The sequence below is a fragment of the Paenibacillus sp. sgz302148 genome, assembly GCF_056120465.1.
In genome coordinates this window covers 191,324-207,723 of the sequence record NZ_JBVYOJ010000012.1, presented here as the reverse complement: position 1 = coordinate 207,723, position 16,400 = coordinate 191,324, and the positions used below count along the sequence as shown (strand labels likewise).

At 51.8% G+C, this 16,400-nt stretch carries 13 protein-coding genes; 11 read left to right on the top strand and 2 right to left on the bottom strand.

The genetic code is table 11. From position 1 onward, the window contains the following. Nucleotides 1-30 precede the first annotated feature (30 nt). From AC0LWM_RS19170 to AC0LWM_RS19155, 4 genes are all read left to right on the top strand, one after another. A complete protein-coding gene (locus AC0LWM_RS19170) occupies nt 31-882 on the top strand; it encodes a sugar phosphate isomerase/epimerase family protein (RefSeq protein WP_474676591.1) in 852 nt (283 codons plus the stop codon). A gap of 4 nt (nt 883-886) precedes the next feature. After that, nucleotides 887-2,347, top strand: coding sequence for an arylsulfatase (locus tag AC0LWM_RS19165; RefSeq protein WP_474676590.1), 1,461 nt, complete (start codon nt 887-889; stop codon nt 2,345-2,347). Nucleotides 2,348-2,736: 389 nt separating this feature from the next. After that, nucleotides 2,737-3,147: a hypothetical protein gene (locus AC0LWM_RS19160; protein WP_474676589.1), complete on the top strand. Its 411-nt coding sequence runs from the start codon at nt 2,737-2,739 to the stop codon at nt 3,145-3,147. A gap of 384 nt (nt 3,148-3,531) precedes the next feature. Then, on the top strand, nt 3,532-3,918 hold the full coding sequence (locus tag AC0LWM_RS19155; protein WP_474676588.1) for an AAA family ATPase: 387 nt from the start codon (nt 3,532-3,534) through the stop codon (nt 3,916-3,918). Between the two features lie 961 nt (nt 3,919-4,879). Here the strand turns inward: AC0LWM_RS19155 and AC0LWM_RS19150 are convergent. Then, nucleotides 4,880-6,322, bottom strand: coding sequence for an amino acid permease (locus AC0LWM_RS19150; RefSeq protein ID WP_474676587.1), 1,443 nt, complete (start codon nt 6,320-6,322; stop codon nt 4,880-4,882). Between the two features lie 271 nt (nt 6,323-6,593). Between AC0LWM_RS19150 and AC0LWM_RS19145 the strand changes: the two genes are divergently transcribed. From AC0LWM_RS19145 to alr, 3 genes are all read left to right on the top strand, one after another. Beyond that, on the top strand, nt 6,594-7,841 hold the full coding sequence (locus AC0LWM_RS19145) for a PucR family transcriptional regulator (RefSeq protein ID WP_474676586.1): 1,248 nt from the start codon (nt 6,594-6,596) through the stop codon (nt 7,839-7,841). Nucleotides 7,842-7,951: 110 nt separating this feature from the next. Next, nucleotides 7,952-9,085, top strand: a complete 1,134-nt coding sequence (gene ald, locus AC0LWM_RS19140; protein WP_474676585.1) for an alanine dehydrogenase — start codon at nt 7,952-7,954, stop codon at nt 9,083-9,085. Next, nucleotides 9,039-10,292 (top strand): alanine racemase, encoded by a 1,254-nt coding sequence (alr, locus tag AC0LWM_RS19135; protein ID WP_474676584.1) that lies wholly within the window; start codon nt 9,039-9,041, stop codon nt 10,290-10,292. The genes ald and alr overlap by 47 nt, the downstream gene beginning before the upstream one ends. 54 nt (nt 10,293-10,346) lie before the next feature. Here alr and AC0LWM_RS19130 read toward each other — a convergent pair whose 3' ends face one another. Beyond that, complete coding sequence (locus AC0LWM_RS19130) at nt 10,347-10,901, bottom strand: helix-turn-helix domain-containing protein (RefSeq protein WP_474676583.1); 555 nt, start codon at nt 10,899-10,901, stop codon at nt 10,347-10,349. Between the two features lie 275 nt (nt 10,902-11,176). On the opposite strand from AC0LWM_RS19130, the gene tdh reads away from it, so the two are divergent. The 4 genes from tdh to AC0LWM_RS19110 all read left to right on the top strand — a co-directional run bounded on the left by tdh (nt 11,177) and on the right by AC0LWM_RS19110 (nt 16,360). Next, nucleotides 11,177-12,223 (top strand): L-threonine 3-dehydrogenase, encoded by a 1,047-nt coding sequence (gene tdh, locus AC0LWM_RS19125; protein WP_474676582.1) that lies wholly within the window; start codon nt 11,177-11,179, stop codon nt 12,221-12,223. 25 nt (nt 12,224-12,248) lie between these two features. Beyond that, nucleotides 12,249-13,424: a glycine C-acetyltransferase gene (locus tag AC0LWM_RS19120; protein ID WP_474676581.1), complete on the top strand. Its 1,176-nt coding sequence runs from the start codon at nt 12,249-12,251 to the stop codon at nt 13,422-13,424. Nucleotides 13,425-13,749: 325 nt separating this feature from the next. Next, nucleotides 13,750-14,799 (top strand): LacI family DNA-binding transcriptional regulator, encoded by a 1,050-nt coding sequence (locus AC0LWM_RS19115; protein ID WP_474676580.1) that lies wholly within the window; start codon nt 13,750-13,752, stop codon nt 14,797-14,799. 265 nt (nt 14,800-15,064) lie between these two features. Further along, the gene (locus AC0LWM_RS19110) at nt 15,065-16,360 is read left to right on the top strand and encodes an ABC transporter substrate-binding protein (RefSeq protein WP_474676579.1); all 1,296 of its coding nucleotides are present in this window, start codon (nt 15,065-15,067) and stop codon (nt 16,358-16,360) included. The last annotated feature ends 40 nt before the right edge of the window (nt 16,361-16,400 follow it).

Genomic DNA, 16,400 nt, shown 5'->3' with positions numbered 1-16,400 from the left:
AATAATCTCATTCAAAGGAGTGTCCACGCAATGAAATTGGGAGTTAGTTCTTACAGTTTGCATCGTGCGATCGAATCGAAGGAGCTTTCGATTCTGGAAGCAATCGAGTGGGTTGCGGCTAACGGCGGGGAGCACGTCGAAATCGTGCCGATCGGCTACGATTTGACGAAAGATACGGAGCTTGCGGCTGCAATTCGGAACAAAGCGAAAGAAGTCGGCATCGACATTTCCAACTATGCGATCGGCGCCAACTTCCTGACGGAAACGCAAGAGCAATATGATGCGGAAATCGCCCGCGTGAAGCGCGAAGTCGACGCAGCAAACGCCCTCGGCGTGAAGCTGATGCGCCATGACGTCGCTTGGAATGCGGACACTTCGATCAAAGCGTTCAACGACAACTTGGAAAAAATGGCGGAAGCTTGCCGCCAAATCGCCGATTATGCGGCACAATACGGCATTACGACGAGCGTCGAGAACCACGGTTATTTCGTTCAGCACGCCGACCGCGTGCAAGCGCTGATCAATGCCGTTAACCGCCCGAACTTCAAAACGACGATTGATATCGGCAACTTCATGTGCGCCGACGAAAACTCCGTCATCGCCGTGAAGAAGAACATCGGCTTCGCTTCGATGGTTCACGTGAAAGACTTTTATCTGCGTCACCGCAATCCGGGTGCAGGCTGGTTCACGACGATCAGCGGCAACTACCTGCGCGGCGCGATCGCGGGGCAAGGCGATATCGACATGCACGAAGTTATTCGCGTCGTGAAGCAATCGGGCTACGACGGATACTTGTCGATCGAATTCGAAGGCATGGAAGAATGCAAGCAAGGGACGAAAATCGCGCTGGATAACATCCGTCGCATCTGGGACGAGGTATAAAAACATGGCGTCACGAACGGATGAACGTCCCAACATATTGCTTATTTCCGTCGACCAAATGCGGTTCGACTGCTTAAGCTATCTGGGCCATCCTGTCGTGGAGACGCCGTATCTCGATTCTATAGCAAGCCGGGGCGTTTGTTTTACAAACGCCTATTCGGCTGTTCCGGTATGCATACCGGCGAGAGCGGCGATGATGACAGGCATGTCGCAGCGTTCGCACGGTCGGGTCGGCTACGCCGACAGAGTGCCGTGGAACTATGAGCATATGCTGGCGGGCGAGCTGGCGAATGCGGGCTATCACACGCAAAACGTCGGCAAAATGCACGTATACCCGACGCGCAATTTATGCGGCTTCCATAACGTCGTGCTGCATGACGGATACATGCATTACAATCGGAACAAGTCGACGCCGGTTAAAGAATCGTGGGAAAACACCGACGATTATTTCGTCTGGCTGCGCGAGCGAGCCGGAGCGAGCGTTGACGTGATCGATAACGGGCTCGACTGCAACGCGTCGGCGATGGAACGCGTCTGGCATTTGCCGGAAGCGCTTCATCCGACGAATTGGGTCGTCACCCAATCGATCGACTTCCTGCGTCGCCGCGATCCGCGCAAGCCGTTTTTCCTGCACATGGGCTTCGTGCGGCCGCACCCGCCGTTTGATCCGCCGCAAGCGTATTTCGATCGTTATATGAGCGAGGACTTTCCGATGCCGGTCGTCGGCGATTGGGCGAATACGGTCGATGCGGAACGGAACGGCCTGCTGCCGACCTCGCGCCACGGCATCGTGCCGCCGAAGCGTCTCAAGCGGGCGATGGCGGCATATTACGCGCTGATCAGCCACATCGACGATCAGATCGGCCGGTTTACGCAGGCGATGTACGAATATGGCGTTGACTCGAATACGATCGTGCTGTTTACGTCCGATCACGGCGAGCTGCTTGGCGATCATAACCTGCTTGCGAAAAGCTTACCGTATGAAGGCAGCGCCAAGATCCCGTTCCTGCTCATGGATCCGGGAAATTACCTTGGCCTGAAGCGCGGGAGCTATTGCGACAAAGTGATCGAGCTGCGCGACATTATGCCGACGCTGCTCGAAATCGCCGGCACGCCGATCCCGTCCACCGTAGACGGGGAAAGCTTGCTGCCGCTAGCTCGGGGCGAAAATGGCGACGGCTGGCGTTCGTACATTCACGGCGAGCATTTCAACGTGCACTATATCGCAACCGGAACGGAGAAGTATGTATGGTACGGACAAACGGGCGTCGAGCAATACTTCGACCTCGTGGCCGACCCGCAAGAATTGCATAATTTAATTGAAGCTCCCGAGTATGCGGAGCGAATCGGGCATTGCCGGCGCCGGCTTATCTCCGAGCTGGATGGCCGGGAGGAAGGTTATTCCGACGGCAAGCAGTTGTTCGCGGGCAAGCCGATGCGCGCGTCGCTCAGCCATATTTTATAGGTAAAACATCGCCTACGTTGCAGCGATCTGAATCTCGAGGAACAGGCGCGCAATCAGGCGGACATGAAAGCTTGGAACGCCAGAGTACCGGTGCTCCGAGCTTTTTTTTTTGCTGTAAACTTTTTTATTGCATCTTCCAAGAATCGCATCGGCATTTATCGATTACTTCCCTATACTCCCCTATAAATAGTAACCGATCAATGCAGTCCTATAAAGTGACAACTCAGCATTCATCGAACTAACGACGCTTGTATAACCCCAGCACACTTCAATCCGATCGGATAGCTAAAACAATGTACATTGCCGATATCCCCGCTCATCAAGGCGGAATCAACTCTTTTATGGTATGATAGTAGCAGTATCGACTTGTACATGGAAGGGGTAAGACCATGCAAAGCATTGAAGTGAAGCCGGTGCTGCCGAATTTTATCGTCGTCGGTTTCTTAGTTCTGGTTGCCGTCGGCATCGCGCTAATTACTTCGTTTCGGAGCGGCAGCATTTTGTCTTCGATTTTATTTATCGCCATAGCGGCCGTGACGGTTGCACTCGTCATTATTGCGATCATCGATGCCGTTCGCAAAGATTACCGCACGATCCAAGGGAAGCTCATTTCGTTTCACCCGGGACGCTTTGGCGGAGACTCCAATAAAGCAACGCTCCTTCAAGCGGACGGCAGCAAAGTGTCCGTGCGACTTTCGGGGATTTTTCGTTCGGAGCTGCTGAACCTGCTGGGCAAAGAAATCGAAATCGTACACTCGCGCCGAATGAAGATGACGGTTGCTTGCAAATATCACGAATAAATCCGTATTTCGGAGGGATGTAACGTGTATTTGAGAGAAATTAAGATTCTCCGGGAAAATATGCCGTCTCATAACGCGTATCCTTTCAACGTTCCAGCTCTTCGAGATACCGAAAGGATTACATTTCGCGGTAACGTCGCTTTTTCGTTGGGGAGAACGGTTCGGGAAAGTCTACGCTGCTCGAAGCGATCGCTTATCAATGTGATTTCAACACGGCGGGCGGGAGCGTAAACAATAAATACGAGGTACGTTCAGCAGGGGCTGCACTAGGCGATCATCTACGCCTTTCCTGGTTGCCCCGCATGAAGCATGGTTTCTTTTTGAGGGCAGAATCGTTTTATAGTTTTGCGTCGTATTTGGATCAAATGGCGGAAGATATGCCGGGTGAACGATACAACATTTATCGGCCGTATGGCGGAAAGTCGCTGCATGAGCAATCGCACGGCGAATCGTTCCTGTCGCTGTTCAAGCATCGTTTCGGCGGCAAAGGCATCTACTTTGCTGGACGAGCCGGAAGCGGCTTTATCTCCTGCAAGACAGCTGGCGTTGTTAAGCATCCTACACGAATTGCGGCATGAAGCGCAATTCATCATCGCGACGCATTCTCCGATTCTACTCGGATACCCGGATGCGCAAATATTCAATTTTGACGAATCGCCGGTGTCCGAAATTCGGTATGAGGAAACGTCCCACTACCAAATTACCCGCAGATTTTTAGAGAACCGCCAATTCTTTCTCCGCGAGTTGATGGACGATGGATCGGATGAATAGTTGAATCCGTGAAAGTGATTCCCTGATCAAGGGTATTCTACAAACTCCCGTTTAGTAAGATTATTTCAACCCTCCTGGCTGCCTCCCGTGTAGTTGTTGTTTTCCGGTCCATTTGCTTTTGTCGAAATCCCCTTCGCTCAGGAGGGAGAAAAATTGTCGCGAGAAATCCTGATCCTGAAAATCATGCTTGTGGTGCAGAATCCCCTTTTCAAGAAGTCGACATCTATTGTATAGTTTCATATCCATAGTGGTGATATCCTTTACTAGGTGATCAGATGCTAAGCAGGAATAGACTTCAGTAATGATTTATATCTTAAAAATTCTCGATCTCCATAACAATTTTTAAAGGACCGGTAAGCAATAATTTAGGAAGTTGGCGATTATTCAGATTAGATCTGATGAAACGATATATTCCATAATTGATAAATCAATACCGTACTTTCCTCACCTGAGCGAAGGGGATATCGACAAAAGAGGCGTATCCAAAACTGAGCGAAAGGGATATCGACAAAAGAGGCGTATCCAAACTGAGCGAAGGGGATATCGACAAAAGAGGCGTATCCTCAACTGAGCGAAAGGGATAACGGCAAAAGAGACATCCCAAACTGAGCGAAGGGGATAACGGCAAAAGAGACATCCCAAACTAAGCAAAAGGGTATCGATATAAGAGGCGTATCCAAACTGAGCGAAGGGGATATCGACAAAAGAGGCGTATCCTCAACTGAGCGAAAGGGATAACGGCAAAAGAGACATCCCAAACTAAGCAAAAGGGTATCGATATAAGAGGCGTATCCAAACTGAGCGAAGGGAATATCGACAGAATAAAAAAGAGCCTGAGTTAAGAGATATCGACTAAATTCAGCCGATATCCCCATAACCCGAGGCTCAATGATCCCGCGATTTAAAGCTGCCATGACATTGTCGCGGCAATTCCTCTATATTATTTTAACCTCTCGAAATGTTACACTGCAGAACGTTCGGAGTGGAGCGAGCCGCGATCCGAATGATCCGGGGATTCCGGCGTAACCGGGTCGACCAGCTTACCTTTGCGGTGTAATCCTTTGCCATAGTAGAAGGCGATCAGAATCCCGTACCACACCGGACCAACGATCAGCGCAATGCGCGTATCCGGGAAGTAGGCCATCAGTCCGATGACAAGCACCAGGAATGCAAGCGTTGCGTAAGAGCTGTAAGGCGCCCAAGGCATTTTGTAGACGAGCGATTTTTTTTCGCCGGCCGACAAGCCTTTGCGGTAGCGGATTTGGGAGATGAGGATAACCGCCCACGTCCAAATCGCGCCGAATGTAGCGATGCTTGTTACCCAGGTAAATACTTTGCCCGGAACAAAATAGTTCAGTACGACGCCAACGAGCAGTGCTGCTGCGGAAACAATGACTGCTTTGCCCGGCACGCCTCTGCGGCTGATTTTGCCAAGGTCGGCAGGTGCTTCGCCTTGCTGCGCCAGATTGTACAGCATCCGTCCGGTGCTGAAGATCCCGCTGTTGCACGAAGATAATGCGGCGGTCAGCACGACAAAGTTGATAATGCCCGCTGCGCCGGGAATGCCGATTTTTTCGAATGTCATGACGAACGGACTGCCGGTTTGGCCGATTTCCGTCCAAGGATAGATCGACATGATCACGAACAATGCGCCGACATAGAAAATCAGAATGCGCCAGAATACGGAATCGATCGCTCTTGCCAACGTTTTCTTCGGATTTTGCACCTCGCCGGCGGTTACGCCGATCATTTCGATGCCTAGGTAGGCGAACATGACCATTTGAAGTGACATGAGCACACCGCTGTAACCGTTTGCAAAGAAACCGCCATGCGACCACAAGTTGCTGATCCCTACCGCTACGCCGCCGTTGCCGAAACCGAAGACGATCATTGCGATGCCTACGACAAGCATAAGGACGATGGTTACGATTTTGATAAGCGCAAACCAGAACTCCAATTCACCATAAGCTTTGACGGCCATCAGATTGACGAGGCTCATGATGACCAGCGCTGCGAGCGCCCACATCCAACGTGGCGATCCGGGGAACCAATATTCCATATAAATTCCGACGGCCGTAATTTCCGCCATGCAGGTGACGACCCATAAGAACCAATAATTCCAACCTGTTAAATAACCGAAGACCGGCCCCATATGATTGCGTGCGTAACGACTGAACGAACCGGCTACCGGATTTTGCACGGCCATTTCGCCTAGTGCGCGCATAATAAAGAAGATAGCGACGCCCCCGAGCAAATAGGCGAGCAGAATTGCAGGGCCAGCCATCTTGATGGCCGAAGCGGAGCCGAGAAACAAACCTACGCCAATCGCAGCGCCAAGAGACATTAATGAAATGTGACGTTGACTAAGCCCTCGTTGCAATTCGACTTGTTCCGTTTTTTTCATCTTGCATGTTCCCCCTTGTGAAGTTAGATGAAATCGCTTTCTTTTTAAACGGCGAAAATTGCATAAGATTCATGAGACGGCATACGATAAGGTAATCAAAAACTTGTGGAACGATCGTATCACATTTTTTTGCCTATCGTTTTGTTGAAATCTCTAAAAGTTTGGGGCTCGTTTCGTATATTTTCACAATTCAGTCACGATGGACGGCAAACGTGGTAAAATATATATGAATTTTGCAGCAAGGAACGAACCGTCCGAGGAGCACGTACCCATGAATATGGAAAAAAATCCGTTCGAACGCCATTTCGACAGCTTGGAGACACTCGCCGATACGATCAGCGAAGTGTTGAAATGCCCGGTTACGATTGAGGACGCCAGCCACAAGCTGGTCGCCTACAGTACCCACGATCCGCAAACCGACCCGGCCCGCATCGCAACCATAATCGGACGGCGCGTTCCGGAGAAGGTGATCAGCGCATTGTGGCGCGACGGCATCATTCAGCAACTGGTGGAAAAAAACGAGCCGCTGCGCATTTCGGCAATACATGACGTCGGTCTTGGAGACAGAGTGGCTGTTGCCATTCGTAAACAAACCGACATTCTCGGCTACATCTGGGTCTTGGAAGAACATAACCGGCTGGACGATCATGCGATCGGTTATTTGAATAAAGCGGCGGAAGCGGCCAAAACGATGCTGCTCCAGCTGCAAATGCAAAAGCGCAAGGAAGAGCAGGGCTATTCGGATTTTTTCTGGCAGCTGCTGACCGGACACTTGAAAACAAATGAAGCGATACGAGATAAAGCGGACAAACTGGGAATGCAATTTCCTTCCGTGTTTCAAGTTATCGTGATGCAATTTGATGAAGAAATCAGCGTAAAGCTGTATCAGCAAATTCAATATACGATTAAAACAGCTCAGCATGTTCGCATCGTTCTGACCGTCACCGACCGCAACCGGCTCATTCTCCTGGCGGCGCCTCTGGCCGGACGGGGGACGAAGGACGAATACCGCGAGGAATTCGCCAAGCTGGTCCGCCAAATGAAGAGCAGGTTCGGGGCGGCTCCGGCATTGGAGGGCGGCGGCAGCCCGTACACCGACTATACTATGGTGGAAAGAAGCTATCAGGAAGCACTCGCTGTGCTGTCGATCAAAAAAAGCTTTCCAGAGGAGACGCATTCCGCTTTCGATTATACGGAGCTGGGGTACTACCGCTATATGCCGGCCATCGCCGAGGAGAAGCGTCATCATCCTTACGAAAACCGCAGCTTGCAAAAGCTGCGTGAGTATGATGCGGAGCATAGCGGCGATTTGCTGCACACGCTTGACGTGTTTCTTCGCTGCGACAGCAACATGAAGGCAGCTGCCGAAGCGCTGCATGTTCATACGAATACGCTCAATTATCGGCTGAAGCGGATCGCCGAAATCGGCGGCATAGATATTAACGATATGGATCAGAAAGTTACGCTGTACCTTGAATTCAAGGTGGCGCAGTACGCTCTCGCAACCCCCCGTTTGTGAAATTTCACAAGGGCGGGTTGTTTTTTTCTGGATTCCGGACAAAGCGAAAAAGCGTTTTCACCCTTATAATTTGGAATATGATTTACGACGAAACCAAGGGGGAAACCGCAATGTTAATCGGAGTACCAAAGGAAATCAAAAACAATGAGAACCGCGTTGCCATTACGCCTGCAGGCGTTGTCGCTTTTGTAAAAGCAGGACATCAGGTACTGGTTGAAACGAACGCCGGCGGCGGCAGCGGATTTACGAATGAAGATTATGCCAAAGCGGGAGCGGAGATCGTCGAACAAGCATCGGAAGTATGGGCAAGAGCCGAGATGGTCATGAAGGTAAAGGAGCCGCTTGAGTCGGAATATGGATATTTTCGCGAAGGTATGATTCTGTTCACTTATTTGCATCTTGCGGCGGAGCCGGAGCTGGCACGCGCGTTAACGCAAAAAGGCGTAACCGCAATTGCTTATGAAACGGTTGAGGTCAACCGTACGCTGCCATTGCTCACGCCAATGAGCGAAGTGGCTGGCCGGATGTCGGCGCAGATCGGCGCGCAGTTCCTGGAAAAGCCGCATGGCGGCAAAGGTATTTTGCTGGCCGGCGTTCCCGGAGTCAGACGTGCCAAAGTTACGATTGTCGGCGGCGGCGTTGTCGGCACGAATGCGGCGAAAATCGCCGTAGGGCTTGGCGCGGACGTTACGATCGTGGACTTGAGCGCAGAGCGGCTTCGTCAGCTGGACGATATTTTCGGATCCCAAGTGAACACGCTTGTGTCCAATCCTTATAATATCGCCGAAGCGGTTGCCGAATCCGATCTCGTTATCGGCGCGGTATTGATTCCTGGCGCCAAAGCGCCGAAGCTCGTAACGGAGCAAATGATCCAATCGATGCAGCCGGGTTCGGTCATCATCGACGTCGCCATTGACCAAGGCGGTATTTTCGAAACGGTCGACCGGATTACGACGCACGATAATCCGACGTATGTGAAGCATGGCGTCGTGCATTATGCGGTAGCCAACATGCCTGGGGCGGTTCCGCGCACCTCGACGATCGCACTGACGAACGCGACTGTTCCATATGCGCTGCAAATCGCGAACCAAGGCGTGCGCCAAGCGGTTCGGAACAATCGCGCGCTTGCGCTCGGCGTCAACGTTGCCGGTGGCGAGATCACGTACGAAGCGGTTGCCCGCGACTTAGGCTACAACTATGTTCTGGTTGAACAGGCGATGGAGAAAATCGCCGTCGGTTCATAAAATCAAGCCGATGCATGCGGTAGGTTATCGCAATACATGGGCGGAAATTTCGCTGGACGCGATCGAGCATAACACGCGATGGTTTCTCGGGCAATTGGCTGACTCCACCCGGATGATGGCCGTCGTGAAAGCCGACGGCTACGGGCATGGCGCGGTTGAGGTTGCCCGGACGGCTATCGGCGCCGGAGCGGGTATGCTGGGCGTCGCATTTCTGGACGAAGCGGTGCAGCTGAGAGAGGCCGGGATTACGAGCCCGATCCTTCTGCTTGGCTACACCCCGCCACAGTCCGTGGAAGCCGCGATTCGGCACAATGTTACGTTGACGGTGTTTACCGATGACGTCATGAAAGAAATTATCGAATGCGCAGAACGATTGAAACGCCAGGCTCGCATTCATTTAAAAATCGACACGGGCATGTCGCGGGTCGGCGTTACTTCGGAAGAAGAGGCGATATCGCTTACCATGAAAGCCAAAGCGTCATCCTACGTCGTCGTCGAAGGCATATTCACGCACTTCGCCGATGCCGACAATGAAGACGCGAAGTTTACCGAGCTGCAGTTCGAACGGTTTATGCAGGTAGTTCGCTCGCTGGATGAGCATGGGATCACATTCCCGATCCGGCATTGCTGTAACAGCGCGGGGACGCTTCGATATCCGCATATGCACCTCGATATGGTGCGCGTCGGCATCAGCTTATACGGGCTTTCGCCGTCGCCGGCGATGAGCGAGCGGGTAAAGCCGCTCCGCCAGGCGATGCAATTCTGTTCGCGCATTGCGTCGCTTAAGCGGCTTAGCCCGAACACGCCGATCGGGTACGGCTGCACGTATACGACGGAACGCGACAGCTTGATCGCGACGATTCCGGTCGGATACGCGGACGGATTGCCGCGGCTGTTGTCGAACAGAGGCTGCGCGCTGATCCGCGGCCGCAAAGTGCCGCTCGTGGGCAACGTATGCATGGATCAGGTGATGCTTGACGTAACGGGCGTGCCCGACATCGAGCCAGGCGAAGAAGTCGTCTTGTTCGGTCAATCGGCAGGCATAGTATTGTCCGCCGATGACCTGGCTTCGTTGACCGGGACGATCGGATACGAGATCGTTTGCCAAGTCGGCAAGCGAGTACCGCGGCTATACACGAACGCCGAGACGTATGTTTCAGGCAGGAACGAGCTGCTGCGGATTTCGGATTCTTTTGCACATGCTTGATTTGAATCAAAAAACAGCCTTGGCTCTGCATTTGCAGAATCAAGGCTGTTCGTTTTATCCCGGATAATGGATCAGAGTCGTATATGAGATGACATCATCCGTGCCGTTATGATACGAGTGAGGCTGATCGGCCGAGAAGTGTATGGCATTGCCCGCTTTGATGCTGTACACTTCGCCGTTAATCGTAATGTCCAGCAGGCCGCTGTTGACGATAATATATTCTTCGACCCCTTCGTTGTGCGGCTCGGACGTATGGCTGCAGCCGGGATCCATTTGCACGGTATAAATTTCGAAGCCCTTGCGCTGGTCGAACGGAAACATCGGGTAAACGCGATAATTGCCTTCTTGCTCCAAGAAAGGCTCCAACTGATCCGCCTCGATAACCGAAATTTTCGGTTCGTCCTCTTCGATCAGCGAGGTGAAGGATATCCGCAGCCCGTTGACGATTTTCCACAATACCGAAATGGTCGGATTGGAATCGCCCCGTTCGATTTGGCCCAGCATCGCTTTGCTGACGCCGGTCAGCTCGGCGACTTGGTCCAGGCTGAGTCCGCGGGCTTTGCGGATCGATTGCATGTTTTTTCCGACTTTTTTATGAATGTGTTCCATTGCTCCTCCTTGACTTAACCTTTCCTTCAACCATTATACCGAACGGAACGATTTTCGTGTACGAAAATAAACGAATGCTATGTACAATAAGATGTACTTTTGTATAATATATTATATACGGCATAGTTGGGAGGCAGATGGGTAACCTAAACATCGGGATTTTGATGGAATTGTACCGGAAAAGAAGAAAATAAGCAACCTATTGTGCGATATAACATACATATGTATAATATGACGTATAAACATAATCTTCTTTGTTAAAGGTGGTCCTTTTCATGGAACAAAAAACGATGTTAGGTCTTGTCAAAGCTAACCGGGGACCGGGAGCCGAGTATCGCGAAGTTCCTGTGCCGGTCATTAAGCCGCACGAAGTGCTCGTTCGCGTGAAAGCGACTTCGATTTGCGGAACCGATCTGCATATTTATAATTGGGATGCCTGGGCGGAATCCGCCGTCGTGACCCCGAACGTATTCGGGCACGAATTTGCCGGCATCGTTGAAGCCGTCGGTTCGGACGTGGCGAACGTGAAGGTAGGCGACCATGTCTCCGGCGAAGGCCACATCGTTTGCGGATATTGCCGCGCATGCCGGACCGGAAACGCCCACGTATGCCCGAACACGCGCAGCTTCGGCATTTCGGCGCCAGGCTGCTTCGCCGAATTCGCCGTATTGCCGGCGAGCAACGTCATCCATAACCGGCCGGATATGCCGTTCGAGCTCGCCTGTCTGCAGGATCCGCTCGGCAATGCCGTGCAGACGGTGCTGTCCGGCGACATCGTCGGCAAATCCGTTGCCGTCATCGGCACCGGAGCCATCGGGCTGATGGCGATCGCAGTTGCGAAGGCATGCGGGGCCGGCACGATTATCGCCGTCGACATTAATCCGTACCGCCTTGAGTTGGCGAAACATTTCGGAGCGGACGTGCTCATCAACAGCGCGGAGACGCCGATGGTCGAAGCGGTGCGCTCGCACACGAACGGAGAAGGCGTGGAAGTCGTGCTGGAAATGTCCGGACATCCGGCTGCCATTCGCGACGGCTTCGAAGCGGCAGCCAATGCGGCTCGCGTATCCCTGCTCGGCATCCCGACGAAAGAAGTTTCGCTCGACCTTGCCCGTCACATCATCTTCAAGGGCATTCGCGTCGAAGGGATTACCGGCCGCCGCATGTATCAGACCTGGTACCAGATGAAAGGGTTGCTGGACTCCGGAAGATTAAATCTGGACGGACTTGTCACGCACAAATTCACTTTAGACAAATTCGAAGAAGCATTCGAGCTGATGAAATCCGGCCAATGCGGCAAAATCGTATTTGTACACGAATAATTCCCGAATAAGCGAGGTATTTATGATGGCGAATTTCGATTATCTCAAGCCGGAGCTGGATCAGCTCAAAGCGGAAGGCAGATACCGGCCGCTGACCGTATGGGACAGCGGATCGGACATTTGGATGGAGCTGAACGGCCGCAAAGTGCTGCAGATGTCGTCAAACAACTATTTGGGTTTGACGAATCATCCCGAGCTGAAAAAAGCAGCGATCGAAGCGATCGAAACTTACGGTGTCGGCAGCGGTTCTGTCCGTACGATTACCGGTACGCTTCGTATCCACGATGAGCTGGAACGCGAGCTCGCCGCGTTCAAAGGAACGGAAGCGACGCTGGTGTTCCAGTCCGGCTTTACGACGAACCAAGGGATTCTTGGTTCCATTCTTGGTCCGGACGACGTCGTCATCAGCGACGAATTGAACCATGCGAGCATCATTGACGGGATTCGCCTCACGAAGGCGAACCGCAAAATCTATGCGCACAAGGATCTTGACCAGCTCGAGCAGCGGCTGAAGGAAAGCGGCTCGTTCCGCTCCCGCGTCGTTGTGACGGACGGCGTATTCAGCATGGACGGCGATATCGCACCGCTGCCGCAAATCGTCGAGCTCGCCGAGAAATACGACGCCATCGTTTACGTCGATGACGCCCATGCGAGCGGCGTCCTTGGCCGCAACGGCAAAGGCTCGACCGATCATTTCAACCTGCATGGCCGCGTTCATATCCAAGTCGGCACCCTGTCCAAGGCGATCGGCGCGGTCGGCGGTTACTTTGCAGGCTCGCAGCTGCTGAAAGATGTGATGATTCATAAAGCGCGTTCGTTCCTGTTCAGCACGTCGCAGCCGCCGGCGGTTGCAGCGACTTGCCTTGCTGCGATTCGCGTGCTGAAGAAAAGCCCGGAGCTGACGGAGCGGCTCTGGAGCAACACGAATTATTTCCGCGACAAGCTGCAGAAGCTAGGATTCGATACGGGAGCAAGCGAAACGCCGATTATTCCGATTATCGTCGGCACGCCGGCCCGTTCGATGGAATTTTCCGATAAGCTGCTCGCGGAAGGTATTTTCGCACAAGGTATCGTCTATCCGACTGTTGCGATAGATAAAGGCCGGGTTAGACTGATTATTACGGCGAACCATAGCCAAGACGACCTTGATTTTGCGTTGGATAAGCTAGAACGCGTCGGCAAGCACTTTGCATTAATCTAAGATAATAGGGTAAGGCCCCGTCCTCAAAACGGGGTCTTTTTGCATTTCTGGGAACAGTTTCGTCCTTTATTTGGAATTATGAAAGCGTTGACATTTCAGTTTACGCAGAGTAATATGAAATCAGGATAACGTTTGGATATTCTTTGGACATATGTTTGGATAAAGTTTGGCTAAAGTTTGGACATACATTTGGATAACGCCCAGCATGATGGCGGATGTACAATCTCGTTTATCGGGTTGCCAAGATGTGAAAAGTTGGATACGATTGAATGGCGTTTATCGCTGACGCAGTCATAAACTGATGATTAAAGGGGCTGCACTAGGTTTGCCAACGTTGAAAGATGTCGCACAGCATGTCGGAGTATCCGTTTCAACCGTTTCACGCGTGGTCAACAACGATACGAGCAGACATATCAATGCGGAAACAAAAACGAAAGTATGGCAAGCGGTTCGCGAGTTAGGCTACGAGCCGAACGAATCCGCCCGCCGGCTCGTTCGCAACGAGAAAGAACAGGGCAGAAAAACAACGAAACAAATCGGCTGCATCGTTGCCGGCGCTCATTTGAGAGACGAGCATCCATATTTCTCGCCGATACTTAACGGTTTCAACAAGAAGATGATCGAGGCGGGCTATTCCATCTCCTTCATTCATACCGCAGATGAATTGGCTGACGAAGCCGCGCTGCATCGAATCGGGCAAGATATCCGCGTCGACGGCGTCATGATCATCGGCTGGGTGAGTCAATCGATTATCGATTACTTGAAGCAATGCCAAATTGCCGTAGTCGGCATTAGCACAACGGGTGACGGGATTGCCGTGATCGATTACGATCGCATTTCCGGGGCAAAAGCGGCAGTCGAGCATTTGCTCGATCAGGGGCATCGGCAAATCGGCTTTATCGGCGGATTCGGGCATACGAAGAAGCTGGAGAGCGAGGAGCGCTTCCTAGGCTATAAGTTTGCTTTGTACGAAGCGGGAATTCCTCTGAACAAAGCCTGGATTATCGATACGGCCTGGATTGTCGATCAGAGCTACGAGCAAATGACCGCAATGCTGCAGCAATTTCCAGCAGACCAGTTACCGACCGCAATGTTCTCGGCAAGCGATCTGCTAGCGATACCGGCCATGCGCGCCGTCATCGAACAAGGGAAGCGTATTCCTGAAGACATCGCCTTCGTTGCGATGGACAATATCGAACTGGCGCAGTATACGTCTCCGCCATTGTCCTCGGTTCATGTTCCGAAATACGAGATCGGTGCCGTAGCCGCCAAAACGATGTTCGATCAATTGCAGGGGCACTACCCGCTAACGCCCAAAGTACTTTTACCTTACGAGTTAATTGTTCGGCAGTCCTCAACTTTTACAAGAAGCTAATCGGTTTAGAGGGGCTGCCGGGCCCAATTCCTATATTTTTTTCGATTCTTGGATAACGTTGTCCAAAATTGGCGCCAAAGCGAAAGTTGGATGTTGCGATGATGAAGAGTCTTATGAAGAGTCGGATGTTGGATCTTATCGAAGGAGGTGGTTGTACCAGTTGCCGGGGCACACCCCTGGCTATGTAATCGGTCGAATAATGAGGCATTGATTTAGGAATGAATACTGTAGTGGCATGAATTTTGAAATTTAGGGGGAAATGAACATGGCAAAGGCAAAAAAATTAAGCATGATCTCGATGGCTGCGGTCATGACGGTTGCTCTCGCTGCTTGCGGAGGCGCTAAAGATAACGCAACTGACAATAGCTCCACGGATGGCGGCAAAGGCGGCTCCACAGAAAAAGTAACGATCACTTATGGCGGTTGGGGCTTGAATACGATGGAGCCGGTTGTCAAAGCATTTAACGACTCCCATCCGAACATCGAGGTCAAACTGGAGAATACGCCGTACAAGCAATATTGGACCAAGCTGGAAACAGCCGCAACCGGCGATACGCTGCCGGACGTGTTCTGGATGAACGGGCCTCATATCGTTAAATACGCGGCAAACGACATGTTGGCAGACTTGACCGAAAATATTAAAACCGACAACGTCGACATGAACAATTACCCTAAAGCGCTTGTCGATTTGTACAGCCTTAACGGCAAAAACTACGGCATTCCAAAAGATTATGACACGATCGGACTCTGGTACAACAAAAAATTGTTCGATGAAAAAGGCGTAAAATATCCGGATGGAACATGGGATTGGAATACGCTTGTCGATGCGGCGAAAAAGCTGACCGACTCTTCCAAAGGCGTATACGGCTTTGCGGCAATGCAATACGGCCAAGAATACTACTATAATACGATTCTGCAAGCAGGCGGATTTATTATTTCCGATGACAAGAAAACATCCGGTTATGACAAACCGGAAGCGATAGAAGGCATTAAATTCCTGACCGACATGATCAACGTGCACAAAGTATCGCCGACACTCGCGCAGCTCACGGAAACAAGCGCGGCCGACCTGTTCAAATCCGGCAAATTGGCGATGTACTATGACGGATCCTGGGCCGCTGGCGACTTGATGCAGGTTGACACGATCAAAGACAGCGTCGGTGTAGCAGCTCTGCCAAAAGGTAAAAAACAAGGTGTCGTGCTTCACGGTTTAGGCCATGTCATGTCCGCAAAATCGAAGCATCCGAAAGAAGCTTGGGAGTTCATTAAATACCTTGGCTCCAAAGAAGCGGCTGAAATTGCCGGCAAAGCGGGCGGAGCGATTCCGGCATACAAAGGTGGCGAAACAAGCTGGCTTGCGGCTTTTCCTACATTAGACGCTAAAGTATTTATCGATCAACTGGCTTACGCTTCTCCTTATCCGGTATCCAAAGATACTTCCGTATGGAATACCTACGAGGAAGAAGAACTGAAAAAAGCTTGGACAGGCGAGGCGAAAGTCGAAGACGTCATGAAAGAGCTAGGACGTAAAATGAACGAGGCGCTAGCTGCCGAGCAGTAAACCAGAACGAAATGCGGCCCTCTCTAATCGAGCAGGGCCG

Coding starts and splice junctions, on each gene's coding strand:
- AC0LWM_RS19170 (WP_474676591.1), top strand. CDS start 31: ATGAAATTGGGAGTTAGTTCTTACAGTTTGCATCGTGCGATCGAATCG.
- AC0LWM_RS19165 (WP_474676590.1), top strand. CDS start 887: ATGGCGTCACGAACGGATGAACGTCCCAACATATTGCTTATTTCCGTC.
- AC0LWM_RS19160 (WP_474676589.1), top strand. CDS start 2,737: ATGCAAAGCATTGAAGTGAAGCCGGTGCTGCCGAATTTTATCGTCGTC.
- AC0LWM_RS19150 (WP_474676587.1), bottom strand. CDS start 6,322: ATGAAAAAAACGGAACAAGTCGAATTGCAACGAGGGCTTAGTCAACGT.
- AC0LWM_RS19145 (WP_474676586.1), top strand. CDS start 6,594: ATGAATATGGAAAAAAATCCGTTCGAACGCCATTTCGACAGCTTGGAG.
- ald (WP_474676585.1), top strand. CDS start 7,952: ATGTTAATCGGAGTACCAAAGGAAATCAAAAACAATGAGAACCGCGTT.
- alr (WP_474676584.1), top strand. CDS start 9,039: ATGTTCTGGTTGAACAGGCGATGGAGAAAATCGCCGTCGGTTCATAAA.
- AC0LWM_RS19130 (WP_474676583.1), bottom strand. CDS start 10,901: ATGGAACACATTCATAAAAAAGTCGGAAAAAACATGCAATCGATCCGC.
- tdh (WP_474676582.1), top strand. CDS start 11,177: ATGGAACAAAAAACGATGTTAGGTCTTGTCAAAGCTAACCGGGGACCG.
- AC0LWM_RS19120 (WP_474676581.1), top strand. CDS start 12,249: ATGGCGAATTTCGATTATCTCAAGCCGGAGCTGGATCAGCTCAAAGCG.
- AC0LWM_RS19110 (WP_474676579.1), top strand. CDS start 15,065: ATGGCAAAGGCAAAAAAATTAAGCATGATCTCGATGGCTGCGGTCATG.